This is a genomic window from Stutzerimonas frequens, assembly GCF_024448335.1.
GTDB classification, from domain to species: Bacteria; Pseudomonadota; Gammaproteobacteria; order Pseudomonadales; family Pseudomonadaceae; genus Stutzerimonas; species Stutzerimonas frequens.
In genome coordinates this window covers 86,879-101,945 of the sequence record NZ_JAMOHM010000011.1, presented here as the reverse complement: position 1 = coordinate 101,945, position 15,067 = coordinate 86,879, and the positions used below count along the sequence as shown (strand labels likewise).

Below are 15,067 nucleotides of genomic sequence, written 5' to 3'. Positions count from 1 at the left end.
TTGAAGGTCGGCGTAATGAGCGCGATGCAATAAACGGGTCAGCGCACGGGATGTGGATGGCGCGCGAAGAAATCCAGCAGGGCGGCGAGCAGCGCGTCGGGCATGGCCAGTTGCGGCGCATGCCCGCAATCGAGCACCACCCGCTCGGCGCCAGGCACCAGCTGCTGCATGCGCTGTTGCACCCGTGGCAGCACGGAGCGGTCCTGGGTGGCTTCGATATACAGCCGTGGCAGACGACCGAAACGCGCGGCCGTCCACTGTGCGGCGATATCGCGGCCGCCGTCGGGCTGCACCGTCAGGCGGCGCGCGGCAGTGATCGCGGCCTGTGCCGGTGCATCGTGAAAGAACAGGGCGCAGGCGGCATCGCCCGGTACGCGGCTGCCGCCGGGCGCGGCCTCGAGATAGGGGCCGATGCCGCTGACCTCGGGAAAGTCGCGGGCGAGCTCGGCACAGAGTTCGCCGAAGCCCATGCCGCTGGGCAGCATCATGCCGGCGACATAGGCGACGCCGGCGATGCGCTCGGCATAACGTTCGGCCACTGCAGTGGCGGTGATGCCGCCGCCGGAATGCGCGACCAGATGGATCGGGCCGGGCAGCGTCTCGATCAGCGCGCCGACGTGCTCGACGTAGCGCTGCAGCGAGACCTCGGCGAGCGGCGTGGCGTCGCTGCCGTTGCCCGGCAGATCGACCGCGTGCGGGCGGTGGCCGGCATCGCGCAGGCCATCCTGCAGCGAATCCCAGACCCAGCTACCGGCCCAGGCCCCGTGGATGAGGACGATGTCAGCCATAGGTCCTCCGATACATCTCGCGATGGTGTTCTTCCACCGTCACCGCGGGGTAGCGCGGCGCCTCGCCGGGCGCGAGGCAGGTCGGCAGGCACTCGACCACATGGTCCGGGTTGCCGCTGAAGAAGAACGGCACGCTGTAGCGCTCGCGTCCGGACATGTTGACCACTCGGTGCAGCGTCGAACGGTACTGGTCGTTGGTCCAGCGAGCGGTCATGTCGCCCAGATTGACCACATAGGTGCCCGGCACAGGGGCCGCGTGAATCCAGCTTTCGCTGTGACGATCCCAAACCTGCAGGCCGGGGTTCTCGTCCTGCAAAAGCAGCGTCAGCCCGCCGAAATCGGTATGCGCGCCGCAGCCCTTCTCGCCGGGCGCGGCATTGGCCGGCTGCAGCGGATAATGCAGCAGGCGCAAGGTGCTCATGGACTCGCGGCAGAAGCCGGCGAAATGATCCTCCGGCAGTTGCAGCGACAGCGCGATAGCGCCCATCAGCCGTGCCGCCAGCGCATTCATCGCATCGCGATAGCGCTCCATGGTCGGGCGAAACTCCGCGAGCTCGCTCGGCCACTGGTTGGCACCGTGGTTGAAACGCCCGGCCAGTACCCGCGGGTCGTCCTCGGCCAGCTCCTCGCCGATGTAGAAGCCTTCCTTGAGATCGGCCGGCGCACCGGCTTCCAGCACCTGACCGCGCAACGGCTCGTAGCCGCGATTGGCCTTCGAGAACACCTTGTCCAGCGCGCACTTGTCGGCTTCCGGCAGGGCAAAGAAGGCCCGCGCCTGCTCGAACACCGCCTGCTGCAGCGTCGTGTTGACGCCATGGTTGGCGATGCAGAAGAAGCCGACCTCGCGGCAGGCCGCGCCGATGCGTTTGGCCACGGCGACGCGCGCGTCGATGTCGGGAGAAAACAGCCCGGCGATATCGATCAGCGGCAGCGCGGCGGCTTCGAGATGGCGGGCGCAAAGGGATTCGTTCATGGCTCGATCCTGCTCTGCCGACCGCGGAATGGCGGCCGGCGAGCGCAGTATCTGGCGGGTCATGCTGTGCGCAGAAGCAGAGAATATCGAGCAAGCCGATGCCATTTCGGCAGCAGCAGGGGATGCCTTTCAGTGGTGCGCCGGGCGGTCCGCGCTGGTGCGCAGTCTAGCCGAGGCGTGACGCGCGAATGGTCACTCGGCAGCGCGTCACGCCGATCGGAACGCCCTCGAACGGGGCGTGCGCGGGGCCCGAAGCGGGCCGAAAAAATAATGGTCGGCTGCTCAGCTGCTCGAGCGGGATTGCGCTCGGCCCGCTCCTGGGCGCTATTGCAGGCTGACCAGATACTCGACCAGTGTTTCGGCGCAGGCCTGCATCGCGTCCTGCATGATCACCTCATAGCCGTGCGTGTTCTCCGTGGGGATCGCCAGGCAACCGGCCTGCGGAGCGGAGCCCGAGCCAAGCACTGCGCTCGCGTCCGAGGCAAAGCCGGGCATCAACGCCGGTTGCGGGCAGTAACCGCAGCGTGATGCGGCCCTGAGCAAGCCGTCGGAAACGCGCTTGGTGTAGTAGCCCTTCTCATCGCCGGTAAGCACGATGGGGTCGAGCGCCAGGCGCGTGTCGTACTCGGCTGCGATCGGCCCCACTTCGAGGGCGATGCACAACGCCCCCGGCAGTGTGCGCGCCGCGTACTGTGCCCCGGAATTGGTTTCCTCTTCGTTGGTCGTCAGCACGATGAGCACGTCGCCGTGCAATTCCTCCCTGCGCTCCGCCAGGCGCCTGGCGGCCACGAGGGCGGCAACCACAGGGGCCCGATCGTCGAGGAAGTGCGCGGCAATGCAGTCGCGTATCTGGAACGGCTTGCGCCAATGCCGGCTCAGCACCACCCGTGTGCCCGCGCGCACGCCCAGCTCGCCGAGTTCCGCCTTGCTGTATCGGGTGATGACGTGCACATCGTTCCACTGCACATTGCCCTGAAGCACATGCATCGACTGGCTCGATTCACTCGTCCCGTGCATCGTGCCGAAAGACAGCGCACCGGCGACCGTGCCGGTGTCGCCCATCACGTCCACGGGGCACATGCCGAAGTTGACCGGAAACGCACCGCCCAGCGCCGCGACTCGCAGGCGCCCATCCGGGTCTATGCGTTTGACCACCATGGCGATCTCATCCTGATGGGCCATGATTCGGGTCGTCCGGCGTTCCGCCTCGTCGGGCGCAACCCCGACCGCTTTGATTCGCCCGATGAGATTGTCAGCGGCGTCTTGCCAGACGGCGTCGCAGCATCGCTCCAGCTCTCGCCTGCACACCTGGCGGACTTCTTCTTCCTGGCCTGCCGGCCCTCGTGCAAGCAGAAGTTCTTCCAGTAGCGCCAGTTGTTCCTGGTTTCCCATGCATCCTCCGCGATCGGTCTTGCCAATCGTTTAGGACCAACGTCGCAGCTGACCGTGCGGGGATTGCGCTGCGCCATCAATCGCTTCGCGCAGGGCGGTGGCGAGATCCTCGAGCCGATAGGGCTTGGCCAGCACGTGCACGCCTTCGGCGGCCGCCGCCTGCTGAGCGGCCTCGGCGTAGCCACTGGTCAGCAACACGGGAACGCCGAGCGCGCGGGTGCGGATCTCGCGAGCCAGTTCAACCCCGTTCATGCCGCCGGGCATCATGATGTCGGAGAACACGATGTCCACCTTGCAACCGTTCTGCAGCGCGCTCAGCGCATCCGTGGCGCTGGCGGCGTGCGTGACGCGATAGCCGAGGTGTTCGAGCATCTCGCCGACCAGCGCCGCGACTTCCTTGTCGTCGTCGACGAGCAGCACACTGCCTATGGATGCGGCTTCAGCTTCATCGCTGCCACGTTCGTCGGCATCAGGCTGCTTGGGAATTCCCGCCGAGCGCGGCAGCAGCATGATCACACGAGTGCCGCGCCCGCATTCGCTTTCGATCCATACGGTGCCCCCCGATTGCCGGGCGAAGCCGTATACCTGCGCCAACCCCAGACCCGAGCCCTTGCCGATCTCCTTGGTGGTGAAGAAGGGGTCGAAGACCCGCGGCCGGACCTCCTCCGGAATGCCGGTGCCCGAGTCGGTCACGGTCAGCCGGACGAAGTCGCTGCGTAAGCCCATGACGTCCTCGTCCGGTGCGTTGCAGGCTTCGATGAGGATCGATCCGCCGTTTGGCATGGCGTCCCGGGCGTTCACCGCCAGGTTGATGATGACCAGTTCCAGCTCGCCCGGGTCCGCCTCGACGGGCCAGAGGTCCGGCGCGAACTGCACCTTGACCTGCACCGCACCGCTCAGGCTGCGGTCGAGCAGGTCGCGCATGCCGCCGATATGCAGGGCCAGATCAACGGCCTTCGGCGCCAATGACTGGCTGCGGGAAAAGGCCAGCAGCTGGCGGGTCAGCGCCGTGCCGCGCTGGGCGGCCTGGCGCATGCCGGTCAACAGGCGCTCGCGACGCTGCGGGTCCTTGCGCCGATCGAGCATGTCGAGGCCGCCGCTGATGACCATCAGCAGGTTGTTGAAGTCATGGGCAATACCGCCGGTGAGCTGGCCGATGGCCTCGATCTTCTGCGCCTGACGCAGGGTTTCCTCGATACGCGCACGCTCGGCCATCTGCGTGCGCAGCTCCTGGTTGGCCTTTTCCAGCTCGCGGGTGCGCTCGACCACCAGGGCTTCGAGCTGTTTGGACGCCAATTCCTGCGCTTCCAGCAATGCCCGCACCTCGTACTGGCGCTGACGTGCCCGCACTGCGGCCTTCAGTGCGCTGGTCAGGGTGATGCTCTGCACCGGCCGCTCCAGCAGCGATACATTTCGCAGCGCCAGCACCATGCGCTGCCTCCAGGCGGCAACCGCCGGAGGCTGGTGTTTGCTGGTCAGCACGACGAAGGGGAAGTCCGACCACGCCGGCTGCTTGTCCACCCAGGCGGCCAGGCTCTCGAGGTCGTAGCCAAACAGACCTTCTTCGGCGATGAACACTGCATCGGCGTCGGTTTCGGCGAGTTGCAGTACCTGCTCGACGCCATGGCTGACCACCGCCTGCATGCCGCTGCGCTTGAGCAGTTCGGCCGAGGCCGGGCCGTCGCGGCCGATGGGGGCATAGACGACCACGAGAGAACTGCGTTTTGGGTCAGGCGTAGTCATGCTCGTCCGGAAGTAGTCTAGCGGGGTCACCGGTGTACTGCGGGGCGCTGGAAAGTATGCCATCCAGACCGCTCAGTGGCGGGCCGACCTGTATCCCGTCGGCACTGAGGCGAAATTCACGCACGGTGTTTTCGTGCCATCCGCTGCGTTTCTTCACCACCGACAACGCGCGGCGAATGGTGCCTTCGTGCTCGAAATAGCGCTGCATGATCAGCGCATCGCTGAGATAGCTGATATCGACGGGCGTGTCGGCAGGGTTGATCACCCCTTGCTGTGCCAGCACCAGAATGCTGACCACGCCTTTCTGACCCAGGTAGCTCAGCAGCTCGTGCATCTGCAGGATCAGGAACTTGCCGTCGGGCATCGCATGCATGTAGCCGTTGAGGCTGTCGACGATGATCAGGCGCGCGCCGTCCTGTTCGACGCTGCAGCGCACAGTGGAGGCGAACTCACCTGGCGACAGCTCCGCTGGGTCGATCTGCTGCAGATGCAGCAATCCCTGATCGATCCAGGGTTCGAGTGGCAACCCCAACGCGCGAGCGCGGGCGAGCAGCGTGCCGGTGTTCTCGTCGAATACGAAAAATGACGTTTTTTCTCCGCGCTTGCATGCCGTCACCGCGTAGCTGAGCGCCAGTGACGATTTGCCCACCCCGGCAGTGCCTACCAGTAGTGCGTTGGTGCCGCGCTCAAGTCCACCGCCCAGCATCTTGTCCAGCATTTCATTGCCGGAGGAGGCCAAGCTGCTGGTGAAGACTGAATGATGTTCGGCAGCAACTAGCCGCGGGAATATCTGCAGGCCGCCCTTGCGAATCACGAAGTCGTGGTAGCCGCCGCGGAACTGAATGCCGCGCATCTTTACTACTCGTAGGCGCCTGCGTTCGGCGCCGTAATCGATGGATTGCTGTTCGAGCATCACCACGCCATGGCAGATCGAGTGCAGCTGGAGGTTGCCGCCTTCCGAGGTCTGGTCGTCGAGCAGGATCACCGTGCAGTGGCCAGTGACGAAGAAGTGCTTGAGCGCCAGCACCTGGCGCCGGTAGCGCAATGGGCTCTGTGCGAGCAGGCGCATCTCCGAGAGGCTGTCGAAGACCACTCGGCTCGGGTTGGTCTGGCTGACACGGTCGAACAGCTGGCGGGTGGTTTCGCCCAGCTCGATCTCGGCCGGGTGCAGCACCGTCAGCTCCAGTTCCGGGTCGAGACTGGCTTCAGGTGTGACCAGTTCGAACACATCAATACCATCCAGTGACCAGCCGTGCCGCTTGGCGATCAGCTCCAGTTCGGCCTGGGTTTCCGACAGGGTCACGTACAGCACCCGCTCGCCTTGGCGCGCGCCTTCGAGCAGGAACTGCAGGGCAAGGGTAGTCTTGCCGGCGCCGGGGCTGCCTTCGTAGAGGTACATGCGGTCGGGGTCGAGCCCGCCGCCAAGGATATCGTCCAGCCCTTCGCTGCCCGTGGAGATGCGTGGCACTTCCTCCCTCTGGCCGCTGTTCGGGCGATCGGCATCATTCATTCGTGCTCCTTACGCAGGCTCCGCTGCGTGCATAGTCCTTGCTCCAGAAAACGTCTCGGGCCAAGCCCGGAGAAACCACCCGTTTTCACCGGGTGGGCATATGGGCGAAACCTCTCAGGCACCGCCGCAGAGACGTGCGCTGAATGCAGTCGACGTGCGCTGAATGCAGTCAGTGTTCCGACTCGCCGTTTGCGGGCTCGTTCCACGCATTACGCCGAGCTGCGCTTTGGCGCTAGCTGCGGCGGGCGCAACAGACTGCAACCATTGCGCCTTGGAACACCCGCCGGGCTGGCCCATGATCAGCCTTTGCCTTCGCAGGTCGCTTGCATGCCTCGATTCTCTCGTCCCTCGGCTTCGGCGCTGGGCCGCTTTCTGCAACTGGGCGGCACTGGTGCACGGATCGCCGGCAACCTGCTGGTGCAACGCGTCACGCCAGGCAAGGCGCGCATCGATTGGCAACCGGTGGGCGAGCTGCTGGGTGATGCACTCGGGCAGATGAAAGGACCGGTGCTCAAGCTCGGCCAGCAGGCCTCGCAATGGCAGGACCTGTTGCCCGATCCGATCAGCGCGGCGCTGGCCCGTTTGCAGAATCAGGTGCCGTCGCTGCCGTTCGCGGAGCTGGAAGCCAACCTGCAGCGGCTGTACGACGGCCAGCTCTACGAGCTGTTCGATACCATCGAACCTGCGCCCGCCGCGGCCGCCTCGTTGGGCCAGGTCCATCGCGCCCAGGATCGTCAGGGCAGGGCGCTGATCATGAAGATCCAGTACCCCAGCATCCACGCGATCTGCGAAGCGGACCTGCGCCAACTGCGTCGGCTGATGCCGCTCGGGCGGCTGTTCGGCACGCCAGCGGCGCGGCTGGAGGCGGTCTACACCGAGCTGCGGCGGGCAATCGATGAAGAGCTGGACTACGCCGCCGAACGCGACCACCTTGAAGCCTTCCGCGCGCACTTCGGCGACTGGCCCGGCCTCGGCATTCCCTTTGCCGCCAGCGAGCTCTGCCGCCCCGGCGTGCTGGTGTTGGAAGATCGTCCGGCCCGTTCCATGGCCGAGGTCGAGCTCGCACCGGTCGAAATCCGCCAGCGCCTGGCCGAAAACCTCTGCCAGTGGCTCGCCGAGCAGGCGTTCGGCTTGCAGCGGCTGCACACCGATCCGCATCCGGGCAATCTGGCCTGGACCGAGCAGGGCGAACTGGTGGTCTACGATTTCGGCAGCGTGCTGCGTCTGGAGCCGCGCCTGCTGGCCGGTTACGTGCAGATCTTCGAGGCGCTGCGCGGCACTTCCAGCGAGGCGCTGGAGGCCGGCTTCCAGATGCTCGGCGGGCGCCAGCCTGGCAGCATGCCGCCGCATGGGCTGTACCGGCGTATCCACCTGATGCTGCATCCACTGTTGCAGCCTGGCGCGCAGTGGGACTTCCGCGGAGCGGCGCTGCACCAGCAGCTGTCCGAGCTGTTCCCCTTGCTGATGTCGGCACTGGGCAGCCTGCAACCAGCCTCCGGTACGCTGCTGATCAATCGCACCCTGGAAGGCCACTACTGGAACCTCTACCGGCTCGGCGCCTGCCTGCCTATCGCCGACCTGCTCGCCGAGCATATCGAGCGTTGGCGGGGCGGTGCCGTTACCGCTCGCCCCTGAACCACTGGAGAACGTCATGCCGCTGCAGTCATTTCCCGAAGGGTTCCGTGCGCTGGTAATCGGTGCTTCCGGAGGCATCGGTGCCGCACTGGTCGATGCCTTGCGCAGCGATCCGCACTGCGCATCGGTCATCGCCCTTAGTCGCTCGTCCGAGCCGGCGCTTGATCTTGCCGATCCCGCCAGCATCGAACAGGCCGCGAACGCGGTGGCGGGGCAGGGGCCGTTTCACCTGATCATCAACGCCGCCGGCGTGCTGCATGGCGCCGAGTTCATGCCGGAAAAACGCCTCGCTGACATCAACCAGGCGCAGCTGCTCGCCATCTTCCAGATCAACACCTTCGGCCCGGCGCTGCTGCTGCGCCACTTCAGCGGGCTGCTCGACCGCCAGCGCGGCGTGCTCGCCATGCTCTCGGCCAAGGTCGGCAGCATTGGCGACAACCGCCTCGGCGGCTGGTACAGCTACCGCGCCTCCAAGGCCGCGCTGAACATGCTGATCAAGACCGCTTCCATCGAAGTGCGCCGCAACCAGCCGAATGCCGTGCTGCTGGCGCTGCACCCGGGCACGGTGAACTCGCGGCTTTCACAGCCATTCCGTGGCGCCGAGATCGGCCGGCCGGCGGCCGATGCCGCGCAGGATCTGCTGCGGGTCATCGACAGCCTGGGGCCGGAGGCGAGTGGAGGGTTCCATGCCTACAGCGGGGCGGAGTTGCCGTGGTAACGGCCCTCAGTCAACCGGTGCGGCAAGCGCGTCGGTGACGGTTTCGGCCAGCAGTTCGAGGGTGAAGGGTTTGGTCATCAGGCGCATGCCGGGAGCCAGGCAATCGAGGCGGGTCGCGGCCTGTTCGGCATAGCCGGTGATCAGCACCACCGGTAGGCCCGGGCGCCGCTGCTGAAGCATTTCGGCAAGCTGGCGGCCGTTGAGCCCCGGCAGGCCGACATCGGTCAGCAGCAGGTCGAGCGAGTCGAGTTCCGCGGCGAGCTCCAGGGCGCGCTGACTGTCGGCCGCCACATGCACGTGATAGCCGAAGTCCTCGAGTGCGCTCTGCAGCAACGGGCGCACCGCGTTGTCATCCTCGACCAGCAGAACCTTGCGCCCGCCACCTGCGCCGGGCACGCGGATCGGAACCGCAGTCGACTCCTCCTGTGCGTCGGCCGATGCCGCCGGTATGTGCAGCGCGACGCGGGTCCCTTCGCCCTGACAGGTATCGATGGAGATGAAACCGCCGCTCTGGCGGACGAAGCCGTAGACCATCGACAGGCCGAGCCCGGTGCCTTCGCCGAGGGGTTTGGTGGTGAAGAACGGTTCGAACACCTTGTCCACCAGTGCCGCGGGAATGCCGACGCCGCTATCGATCACCCGCACGCAAAGATACTCGCCAGTCGGCACGCCGTGGCGGGTGGCCTGCTCCGCTTGCAACGCCAGGCGCTGCGTCTCGATGCGCAAGGTGCCGCCGTCCGGCATCGCATCGCGGGCGTTGAGCGCCAGATTGAGCAGGGCATTTTCCATCTGGCTGGGGTCGACCAGGGCGAGCCCGGCGGTGTCTTCGAGGGCCAGTTCGAAGCGGATGGTCTCGCCCAGGCTGCGCTGCAGCAGCTCGGCCAGCGAGCGGATCAGCGAATTGACTGCGGTCGGCCGGGTCTGCAGTGGCTGGCGGCGGGAAAAGGCCAGCAGGCGCTGGGTCAGCGAGGCGGCGCGCTGCGCCGAGCCATGCGCCGCGTCCAGATAGCGCGGCAGGTCGTTGTAGCGTCCGGAGGCCGCGCGCAGACGGATCATGTCCAGCGCGCCGATGATGCCGGTCAGCATGTTGTTGAAGTCGTGGGCGATACCACCGGTGAGCTGGCCGACTGCATCCATCTTCTGTGAGTGGCGCAGCTGCTCCTCGGCACGGCTGCGTTCCTGAACCTCGACGGTCAGCTGGTCGAGCGCCCTCTGCAAGGCCTGGGTGCGCAACTCGACCTCGCGCTCCAGCGCATGATTGAACTGGCGCAGCATCACCTCGTTGCGTCGCTCGGCGTCGACGTCGATGATCACCACGGCCGCGCCCATCGGTTGCTCGGCGTGGTCGTAGAGCGGCACGCCGCTCAGGCGCAGCCAGCGTTCGCCACATTCCTCGGGGTAGTAGCGATAGTCCTGGCCGTCGACCTGCTCGCCGCGCAGGGCGCGGGCACCGACGTATTGGCTCGGCGGTATCACCTGCCCATGGCTGTCCAGGCCGACCCAGCGCCGTGCCCGCTCGGGCGCCGTCGAAGGAATCTTTCGATTGGGCACGTACTCGTCGTACTTGGGGTTGCTGAGCAGCGTATTGCCGTCGGCATCGATGAAGCAGACGCCGATCGGAAGGTTCTCGATCAGTCGCTCGAAGCGGGTTCGCTGGTCGGCTCGCTCGGTGGCTTCCGCGTGGTGCGCGCGCTGATGCTGGCGCAGGCGCATGCACGTGGTCAGGCAACTCAGCAAGGTGGCCGGCCCTACAGGCTCGCCGAGGATCACGAAGTCGTTGATCGTCGACGGCAGGCGGGCTTTCAACGCAGCATGGGGTTCGGCGTCGCGACTCAGGAGAATGAACGGGATGGCACTGCCGGCTGGCAGCCTCTCGAGCGCGGCGTTCACCTCATCCAATGGCCCCGCTGCCAGCTCGTCGGCGAGTATCACCACCTATACCGTCGCGTCGACCCGCTGTGCCAGGCCCGCCTGGTCGGTGCAGTGGCCGACGTGGTAGCCCTCGACCGTCAGCCAGGTGGCGAGTTCGCGTCGTTCCGCACTGTCGCGCATGCCGAGAAGGATGCGTTTTGCTTCCGCGGTTCCGCCTGCCATGTCGTTATTGCGCCTTGCTGATGGGGTAGTCCGATCAGCATCCCTCCTGATCGGCCGAGCGAAGCAACGCGGCTGCCCACAAGCGGACAGCGCGCTACGCATCTGTCTTTGAGCGGACTGCAAGCAAGCGAGAGCGTTCCAACGAACCGTCGGGTCGTCACGCCCGCGGCATGGTATCGGTCATCGGCCGTCAGCGATAGCAAGCTGCGTCCAGGCGCTCCCCGCGACAGTCAGCGCTCGAATCGCTGCAGGCTGCGAAAGACCTGCGCGGGGGTGGCGCCGATATAGCGCTTGTAGCAATTGCTGAAATGGCTGGCATCGGCGAAACCCGCATCGACGGCCGCCCGCGTCAGGCAGTCCGTCCGCTGCAGGTGCTCGGCGGCGAGCAGCAGGCGCTTCCAGATGCGGAAGCCGCGGTAGCTCATGCCGGTTTCGGCACGGAACAGGTGCGCCATGCGCGTGGGGGATAGGTGCACCAGCGAGGCGGCCTGCGCCAGCGCGTGGTTGACGTCGCCCTCCTGGCGCAACAGCTCGAACACCGGCGTCAGGCGGCCCGCGGCGGTTGCATCGTCCACGGCGGGCATCAGCGCCAGCAGGGTCTGCCGCGTCTGCTCCTTGCTCGGTGCCTCTTCGTAGAGCGCGGTCAGCGTATCGATCAGCACGGGATCGTGCAGCGGTAGCGCGCATTGCCCGGGGCGCCAGGCAAAGCGTTGCACGAAGCGCCCGTATAACTCGCTGTCGCGCTCGACGAACAGCTTGGCCAGCACGCCACCCTGTGCATCCACCGCATGCGCCACACCGGCGGGTACCACCACGGCCTGGCAGGGCAGGGCGGTGCCCGCCAGTTGCAGCACAAGCGGGCGATAGAGGCCGACCATGAGCACCGCGGCGCCGTTGACGCGTCTGTCCAGATGCCGCAGCGGGCCGAAGTACAGCAGCATGTCCGGCCACATCAGCAGGTGCGAAGGCAGCATGCCCGGGCTCCTCAAGTCAGCTCGTTTTTACAAGCCTCACGCTAGCAGCCGGCTCTAGCATCGGGACATCGTACTTTGGCGCCGAAAGCCCGGCTCAGGCGTCCGCACCCGCACGGAGGAAAAACAATGACAAACACCATCCCGCTCGAGCCCCTCGCCAATACCGGCTCTGTGTCGACGCCGGCGCAATTCGAGGCCCAACTCACCGACATCGCGGCGCCGCTGGCGGGCGAGGCGGTGCTCGGGCTGCGCGCGCTGTACCTGTCCTGGCGTGTCGGGGCCTGGCTGGACACCGGCCTGCAGGTAAAGGCCGGCGATCGGCTGACCTTCGTGCTCGAGGGTGGCGTGGAGGTCTCCCGGGCGCTGGGCATCCGTTATTCGGCGGAGCTGGCGACCTGGGCGCGCATCGGCGAGCGGGGACCGATCTTCCGCGCGTTGCACGACACTCAGAGCTTCACGGTGGAGCAGGACGGCCCCCTGCAGCTCAAGCTCTACCCGCGCGACCGTTGGCTCGATGCCAGTGGCCGCTACCGTGGCGAGCCACCCGCGTTCAACCCCGACGAGGGCGGCGGCGTCAATGTCGGCATCATCCACTGGCGGCCCGGCACCGATGTCGCCGCGCTGCTGGGCCAGGCCGCGGCCGGTCGCGACGACGCGCACTGGGCCAGCCGCGAGCTGGCGCGCCTGCGTACACCGCGTGCGCCCTTGCCCGGTGGCTGGCAGGAACTCTGGGAGCTGGGGCCGTCCACGGTGTTCTCCGCTGTCACGCCGGCCCAGGCGGGTCGGGCGCCGACACGGGCCATCCGCCTGCATACCCGTGACGATGTCTCCATCCTGCAGAAAGACGCCGACCTGCCGCTGAGCGCACACACCACGCTGAGCTGGAAGTGGAAGGTCGACCGGTTGCCCTCGTCGGTCGCCGAAGACCAGATCCACACCCACGACTACCTGAGCATCGCGGTGGAGTTCGACAACGGCCGCGACCTCACCTTCTACTGGAGCCGGGATCTCCCCGAAGGCACGCACTTCCATTGCCCGCTGCCCGGTTGGCACGACCGCGAGACGCATGTCGTGGTGCGTTCGGGCACCGCCGATCTCGGCCAGTGGCTGAGCGAGGAGCAGAACATAATGGACCACTACCGCACCGCCATCGGCGGCGAGCCGCCAGCACGCATCCGGCGGGTCTGGCTGATCGGGGTCAGTCTGTTCCAGCATGGCGAAGGGGAGGCGACGTTCGGCGATATCCTGCTCAGGGATGTCGATATCGAAAAGCGCCTCTACTGAGCACTTCACGCCCGGTCACCGGCATCGTGCCGGCGGCCGGTCGCGGCCTATATTGCTTCTCTGCCACGTTCGCGGCACGCCCGGTCAGCGCGGCGGTTCCGTGGCGCGCAACAGTTCGTTGAGTTCCGCGCCAGATGGCGTGCCGCCGAAGCCATCGAACCGCCCCTGTTCGATCATCCTCCGCGCCGCATCGATGAACCCGCCCCAGGCCGCGCGCGCCAGGGCACCGCCGACACTGATGCGCCTGACGCCAAGCTCGGCCAGCGCCTCGACGGTCAGCTCGCTGTTCCAGCCGATCAGCACGTTCACCGGCTTCGGCGCGATTGCCTGGACGACCGTCTGAATTTCCTCCCGCGTCCTCAGACCCGGCGCGTACAGGCAGTCGGCCCCGGCCTGCGAATAGGCGAGCAGGCGCTCGACCGTGTCGTCCAGATCGGGGCGGCCGACGAAGTAATTTTCCGCACGCCCCACCAGCAGGGTGTCGCCCTCGCCGGCATCGATGGCGGCGCGCGCCGCCTGCAGGCGCTCGACAGCCTGCGCCTTGTCGCGCACCGGCTGGGCGGGATCGCCGGTCGAATCTTCGATGGACAGGCCCGCCACGCCGGTCTCCAGCGCCAGGCTGACACTGTCGAAGACCGCCTCGGGCGTGGCCCCGAAGCCGCTCTCGAAATCGGCGTTGATCGGCAGGTCGCTCATCGCCGCCATGTAGCGCATGTGCGCCAGGGTGTCGTCGCGTGACAGTTGCCCGTCCGCCTGGCCCTGAGACCAAGCATAGCCTGCGCTGGTGGTCGCCAGGGCCCGGTAGCCGAGGCGCTCGAGCAGGCGAGCACTGCCGGCGTCCCACGGGTTGGGCAGCAGGAAGCACCCTGCATGGTGCATCTCGCGGAAGGCCGCGCGTTTATCGCTTACGGTGGGGCGGGGCATGATGTCTCCGGGAGCAGGGGGCTTGTCGTCATCCTATAGCCCACCGCGTGCGTGACGCGCCACCGCGACGCCACACCTAGGAAGCACCGACTTGCACGAAATTGGCGATTTGGCCGTTAACGCGCTTGCCTGATACAACGCACATCAGGCCGCCGCAAAAACCGGCAGGTCCCGTCACGCCGCCTGCCCTCCAGTGTTCGGCCGACAGGCTACGAAACCCAGGAGCACTACCGATGATCGACCTCCCGCTGTTGCTCGCCTTTGCTGCAGCCGCCTCGCTGCTGACCGTCACGCCGGGCGTGGATACGGCCATCGTGCTGCGCACCGCCACACTGGAAGGGCGGCGCCAGGCCGTGCTGGCCGCGGCGGGTATCTGCCTGGGCTGCCTGGCCTGGGGTGTGGCCGTGTCGCTCGGGCTGGGTGCGCTGCTGCAGGCCTCGGAACTGGCCTATACCCTGGTCAAGTTCGCTGGCGCCGCCTATCTGATCTGGCTCGGCTCCAGACTGCTGTTCAACCCGCGCGCCTCGTTCGATTCAGGCCCGGCTGAGACGCCCTCTGCAGCGAACGGCCAGGCCTTCTGGCGCGGCTTGCTGACCAACCTGCTGAACCCGAAAGTGGGCGTGTTCTACGTCACCTTCCTGCCGCAGTTCGTTCCGCTCGGCGCCGATGTGGCCGCTTACTCGTTCTTCCTTGCGTGTCTGCATGTGCTGTTGTCCCTGGCCTGGTTCGCCGTGCTGATCGCCGCGACGATTCCGCTCGGGACGCTGTTGCGCCGGCCTGCGCTGACCAGGGCGCTGGACCGATTGACGGGTGGGGTGCTGGTGGGTTTTGGGGTGCGGTTGGCGGCTTCGAGTGGGGCGTGAGCAAATGATTTTCCGGACGCCTGCTTCAGCCGTTTTAGGGGTTCAAGGCACAGCTGCTAACGGCCAAGGGTTCCTCTGGTGATAGAATTGAGTCAGTTAAAGTCGTATTCAGGAAAATATACAAAGCCTGGAGTGAATAAAATAAGAAAGATAATAATACTCTTGGCTA

General features: G+C 66.5%; 13 protein-coding genes. 4 read left to right on the top strand and 9 right to left on the bottom strand.

All coding sequences use genetic code 11. The features are described from left to right. Positions 1-38: 38 nt before the first annotated feature. The 5 genes from NAO55_RS15575 to NAO55_RS15555 form a co-directional block, all read right to left on the bottom strand. On the bottom strand, positions 39-788 hold the full coding sequence (locus NAO55_RS15575) for an alpha/beta fold hydrolase (protein ID WP_102839964.1): 750 nt from the start codon (positions 786-788) through the stop codon (positions 39-41). Next, positions 781-1,761 (bottom strand): isopenicillin N synthase family dioxygenase, encoded by a 981-nt coding sequence (locus NAO55_RS15570; RefSeq protein WP_102839965.1) that lies wholly within the window; start codon positions 1,759-1,761, stop codon positions 781-783. Before NAO55_RS15570 ends, NAO55_RS15575 begins: the two co-directional genes overlap by 8 nt. Before the next feature lie 324 nt (positions 1,762-2,085). Then, positions 2,086-3,153 carry a zinc-binding metallopeptidase family protein gene (locus tag NAO55_RS15565; RefSeq protein WP_102839967.1) on the bottom strand — a complete coding sequence of 356 codons (1,068 nt, stop codon included), beginning with the start codon at positions 3,151-3,153 and terminating at the stop codon, positions 2,086-2,088. Between the two features lie 30 nt (positions 3,154-3,183). Beyond that, a complete protein-coding gene (locus tag NAO55_RS15560) occupies positions 3,184-4,797 on the bottom strand; it encodes a response regulator (RefSeq protein ID WP_102840395.1) in 1,614 nt (537 codons plus the stop codon). 85 nt (positions 4,798-4,882) lie between these two features. Beyond that, the gene (locus NAO55_RS15555) at positions 4,883-6,406 is read right to left on the bottom strand and encodes an ATPase domain-containing protein (protein ID WP_102839968.1); all 1,524 of its coding nucleotides are present in this window, start codon (positions 6,404-6,406) and stop codon (positions 4,883-4,885) included. Positions 6,407-6,733: 327 nt separating this feature from the next. On the opposite strand from NAO55_RS15555, the gene NAO55_RS15550 reads away from it, so the two are divergent. Both NAO55_RS15550 and NAO55_RS15545 read left to right on the top strand, forming a co-directional pair. Then, a complete protein-coding gene (locus NAO55_RS15550) occupies positions 6,734-8,041 on the top strand; it encodes an ABC1 kinase family protein (protein WP_102839969.1) in 1,308 nt (435 codons plus the stop codon). 16 nt (positions 8,042-8,057) lie between these two features. After that, positions 8,058-8,759 carry an SDR family NAD(P)-dependent oxidoreductase gene (locus tag NAO55_RS15545; RefSeq protein WP_102839970.1) on the top strand — a complete coding sequence of 234 codons (702 nt, stop codon included), beginning with the start codon at positions 8,058-8,060 and terminating at the stop codon, positions 8,757-8,759. Positions 8,760-8,765: 6 nt separating this feature from the next. Here NAO55_RS15545 and NAO55_RS20995 read toward each other — a convergent pair whose 3' ends face one another. From NAO55_RS20995 to NAO55_RS15530, 3 genes are all read right to left on the bottom strand, one after another. After that, positions 8,766-10,691 carry a response regulator gene (locus NAO55_RS20995; RefSeq protein ID WP_232244560.1) on the bottom strand — a complete coding sequence of 642 codons (1,926 nt, stop codon included), beginning with the start codon at positions 10,689-10,691 and terminating at the stop codon, positions 8,766-8,768. Between the two features lie 3 nt (positions 10,692-10,694). Next, the gene (locus NAO55_RS15535) at positions 10,695-10,853 is read right to left on the bottom strand and encodes a hypothetical protein (protein ID WP_232244559.1); all 159 of its coding nucleotides are present in this window, start codon (positions 10,851-10,853) and stop codon (positions 10,695-10,697) included. 230 nt (positions 10,854-11,083) lie between these two features. After that, on the bottom strand, positions 11,084-11,827 hold the full coding sequence (locus NAO55_RS15530) for a helix-turn-helix domain-containing protein (protein WP_102839971.1): 744 nt from the start codon (positions 11,825-11,827) through the stop codon (positions 11,084-11,086). 126 nt (positions 11,828-11,953) lie between these two features. Here NAO55_RS15530 and NAO55_RS15525 point away from each other — a divergent pair, with 126 nt between their 5' ends. Further along, on the top strand, positions 11,954-13,111 hold the full coding sequence (locus NAO55_RS15525) for a DUF3047 domain-containing protein (protein WP_102839972.1): 1,158 nt from the start codon (positions 11,954-11,956) through the stop codon (positions 13,109-13,111). 84 nt (positions 13,112-13,195) lie between these two features. Here NAO55_RS15525 and NAO55_RS15520 read toward each other — a convergent pair whose 3' ends face one another. Then, positions 13,196-14,035 carry an isocitrate lyase/PEP mutase family protein gene (locus NAO55_RS15520; RefSeq protein WP_102839973.1) on the bottom strand — a complete coding sequence of 280 codons (840 nt, stop codon included), beginning with the start codon at positions 14,033-14,035 and terminating at the stop codon, positions 13,196-13,198. 233 nt (positions 14,036-14,268) lie between these two features. Between NAO55_RS15520 and NAO55_RS15515 the strand changes: the two genes are divergently transcribed. Beyond that, complete coding sequence (locus NAO55_RS15515; RefSeq protein ID WP_102839974.1) at positions 14,269-14,898, top strand: LysE family translocator; 630 nt, start codon at positions 14,269-14,271, stop codon at positions 14,896-14,898. Positions 14,899-15,067: the final 169 nt, after the last annotated feature.

Bases quoted from the DNA above. Each gene is read 5' to 3' on its own strand.
- NAO55_RS15570 (WP_102839965.1), bottom strand. From the start codon at position 1,761: ATGAACGAATCCCTTTGCGCCCGCCATCTCGAAGCCGCCGCGCTGCCG.
- NAO55_RS15545 (WP_102839970.1), top strand. From the start codon at position 8,058: ATGCCGCTGCAGTCATTTCCCGAAGGGTTCCGTGCGCTGGTAATCGGT.
- NAO55_RS15550 (WP_102839969.1), top strand. From the start codon at position 6,734: ATGCCTCGATTCTCTCGTCCCTCGGCTTCGGCGCTGGGCCGCTTTCTG.
- NAO55_RS15565 (WP_102839967.1), bottom strand. From the start codon at position 3,153: ATGGGAAACCAGGAACAACTGGCGCTACTGGAAGAACTTCTGCTTGCA.
- NAO55_RS15560 (WP_102840395.1), bottom strand. From the start codon at position 4,797: ATGCAGGCGGTGGTCAGCCATGGCGTCGAGCAGGTACTGCAACTCGCC.
- NAO55_RS15525 (WP_102839972.1), top strand. From the start codon at position 11,954: ATGACAAACACCATCCCGCTCGAGCCCCTCGCCAATACCGGCTCTGTG.
- NAO55_RS15530 (WP_102839971.1), bottom strand. From the start codon at position 11,827: ATGCTGCCTTCGCACCTGCTGATGTGGCCGGACATGCTGCTGTACTTC.
- NAO55_RS15575 (WP_102839964.1), bottom strand. From the start codon at position 788: ATGGCTGACATCGTCCTCATCCACGGGGCCTGGGCCGGTAGCTGGGTC.
- NAO55_RS15515 (WP_102839974.1), top strand. From the start codon at position 14,269: ATGATCGACCTCCCGCTGTTGCTCGCCTTTGCTGCAGCCGCCTCGCTG.
- NAO55_RS15535 (WP_232244559.1), bottom strand. From the start codon at position 10,853: ATGGCAGGCGGAACCGCGGAAGCAAAACGCATCCTTCTCGGCATGCGC.
- NAO55_RS15520 (WP_102839973.1), bottom strand. From the start codon at position 14,035: ATGCCCCGCCCCACCGTAAGCGATAAACGCGCGGCCTTCCGCGAGATG.
- NAO55_RS15555 (WP_102839968.1), bottom strand. From the start codon at position 6,406: ATGAATGATGCCGATCGCCCGAACAGCGGCCAGAGGGAGGAAGTGCCA.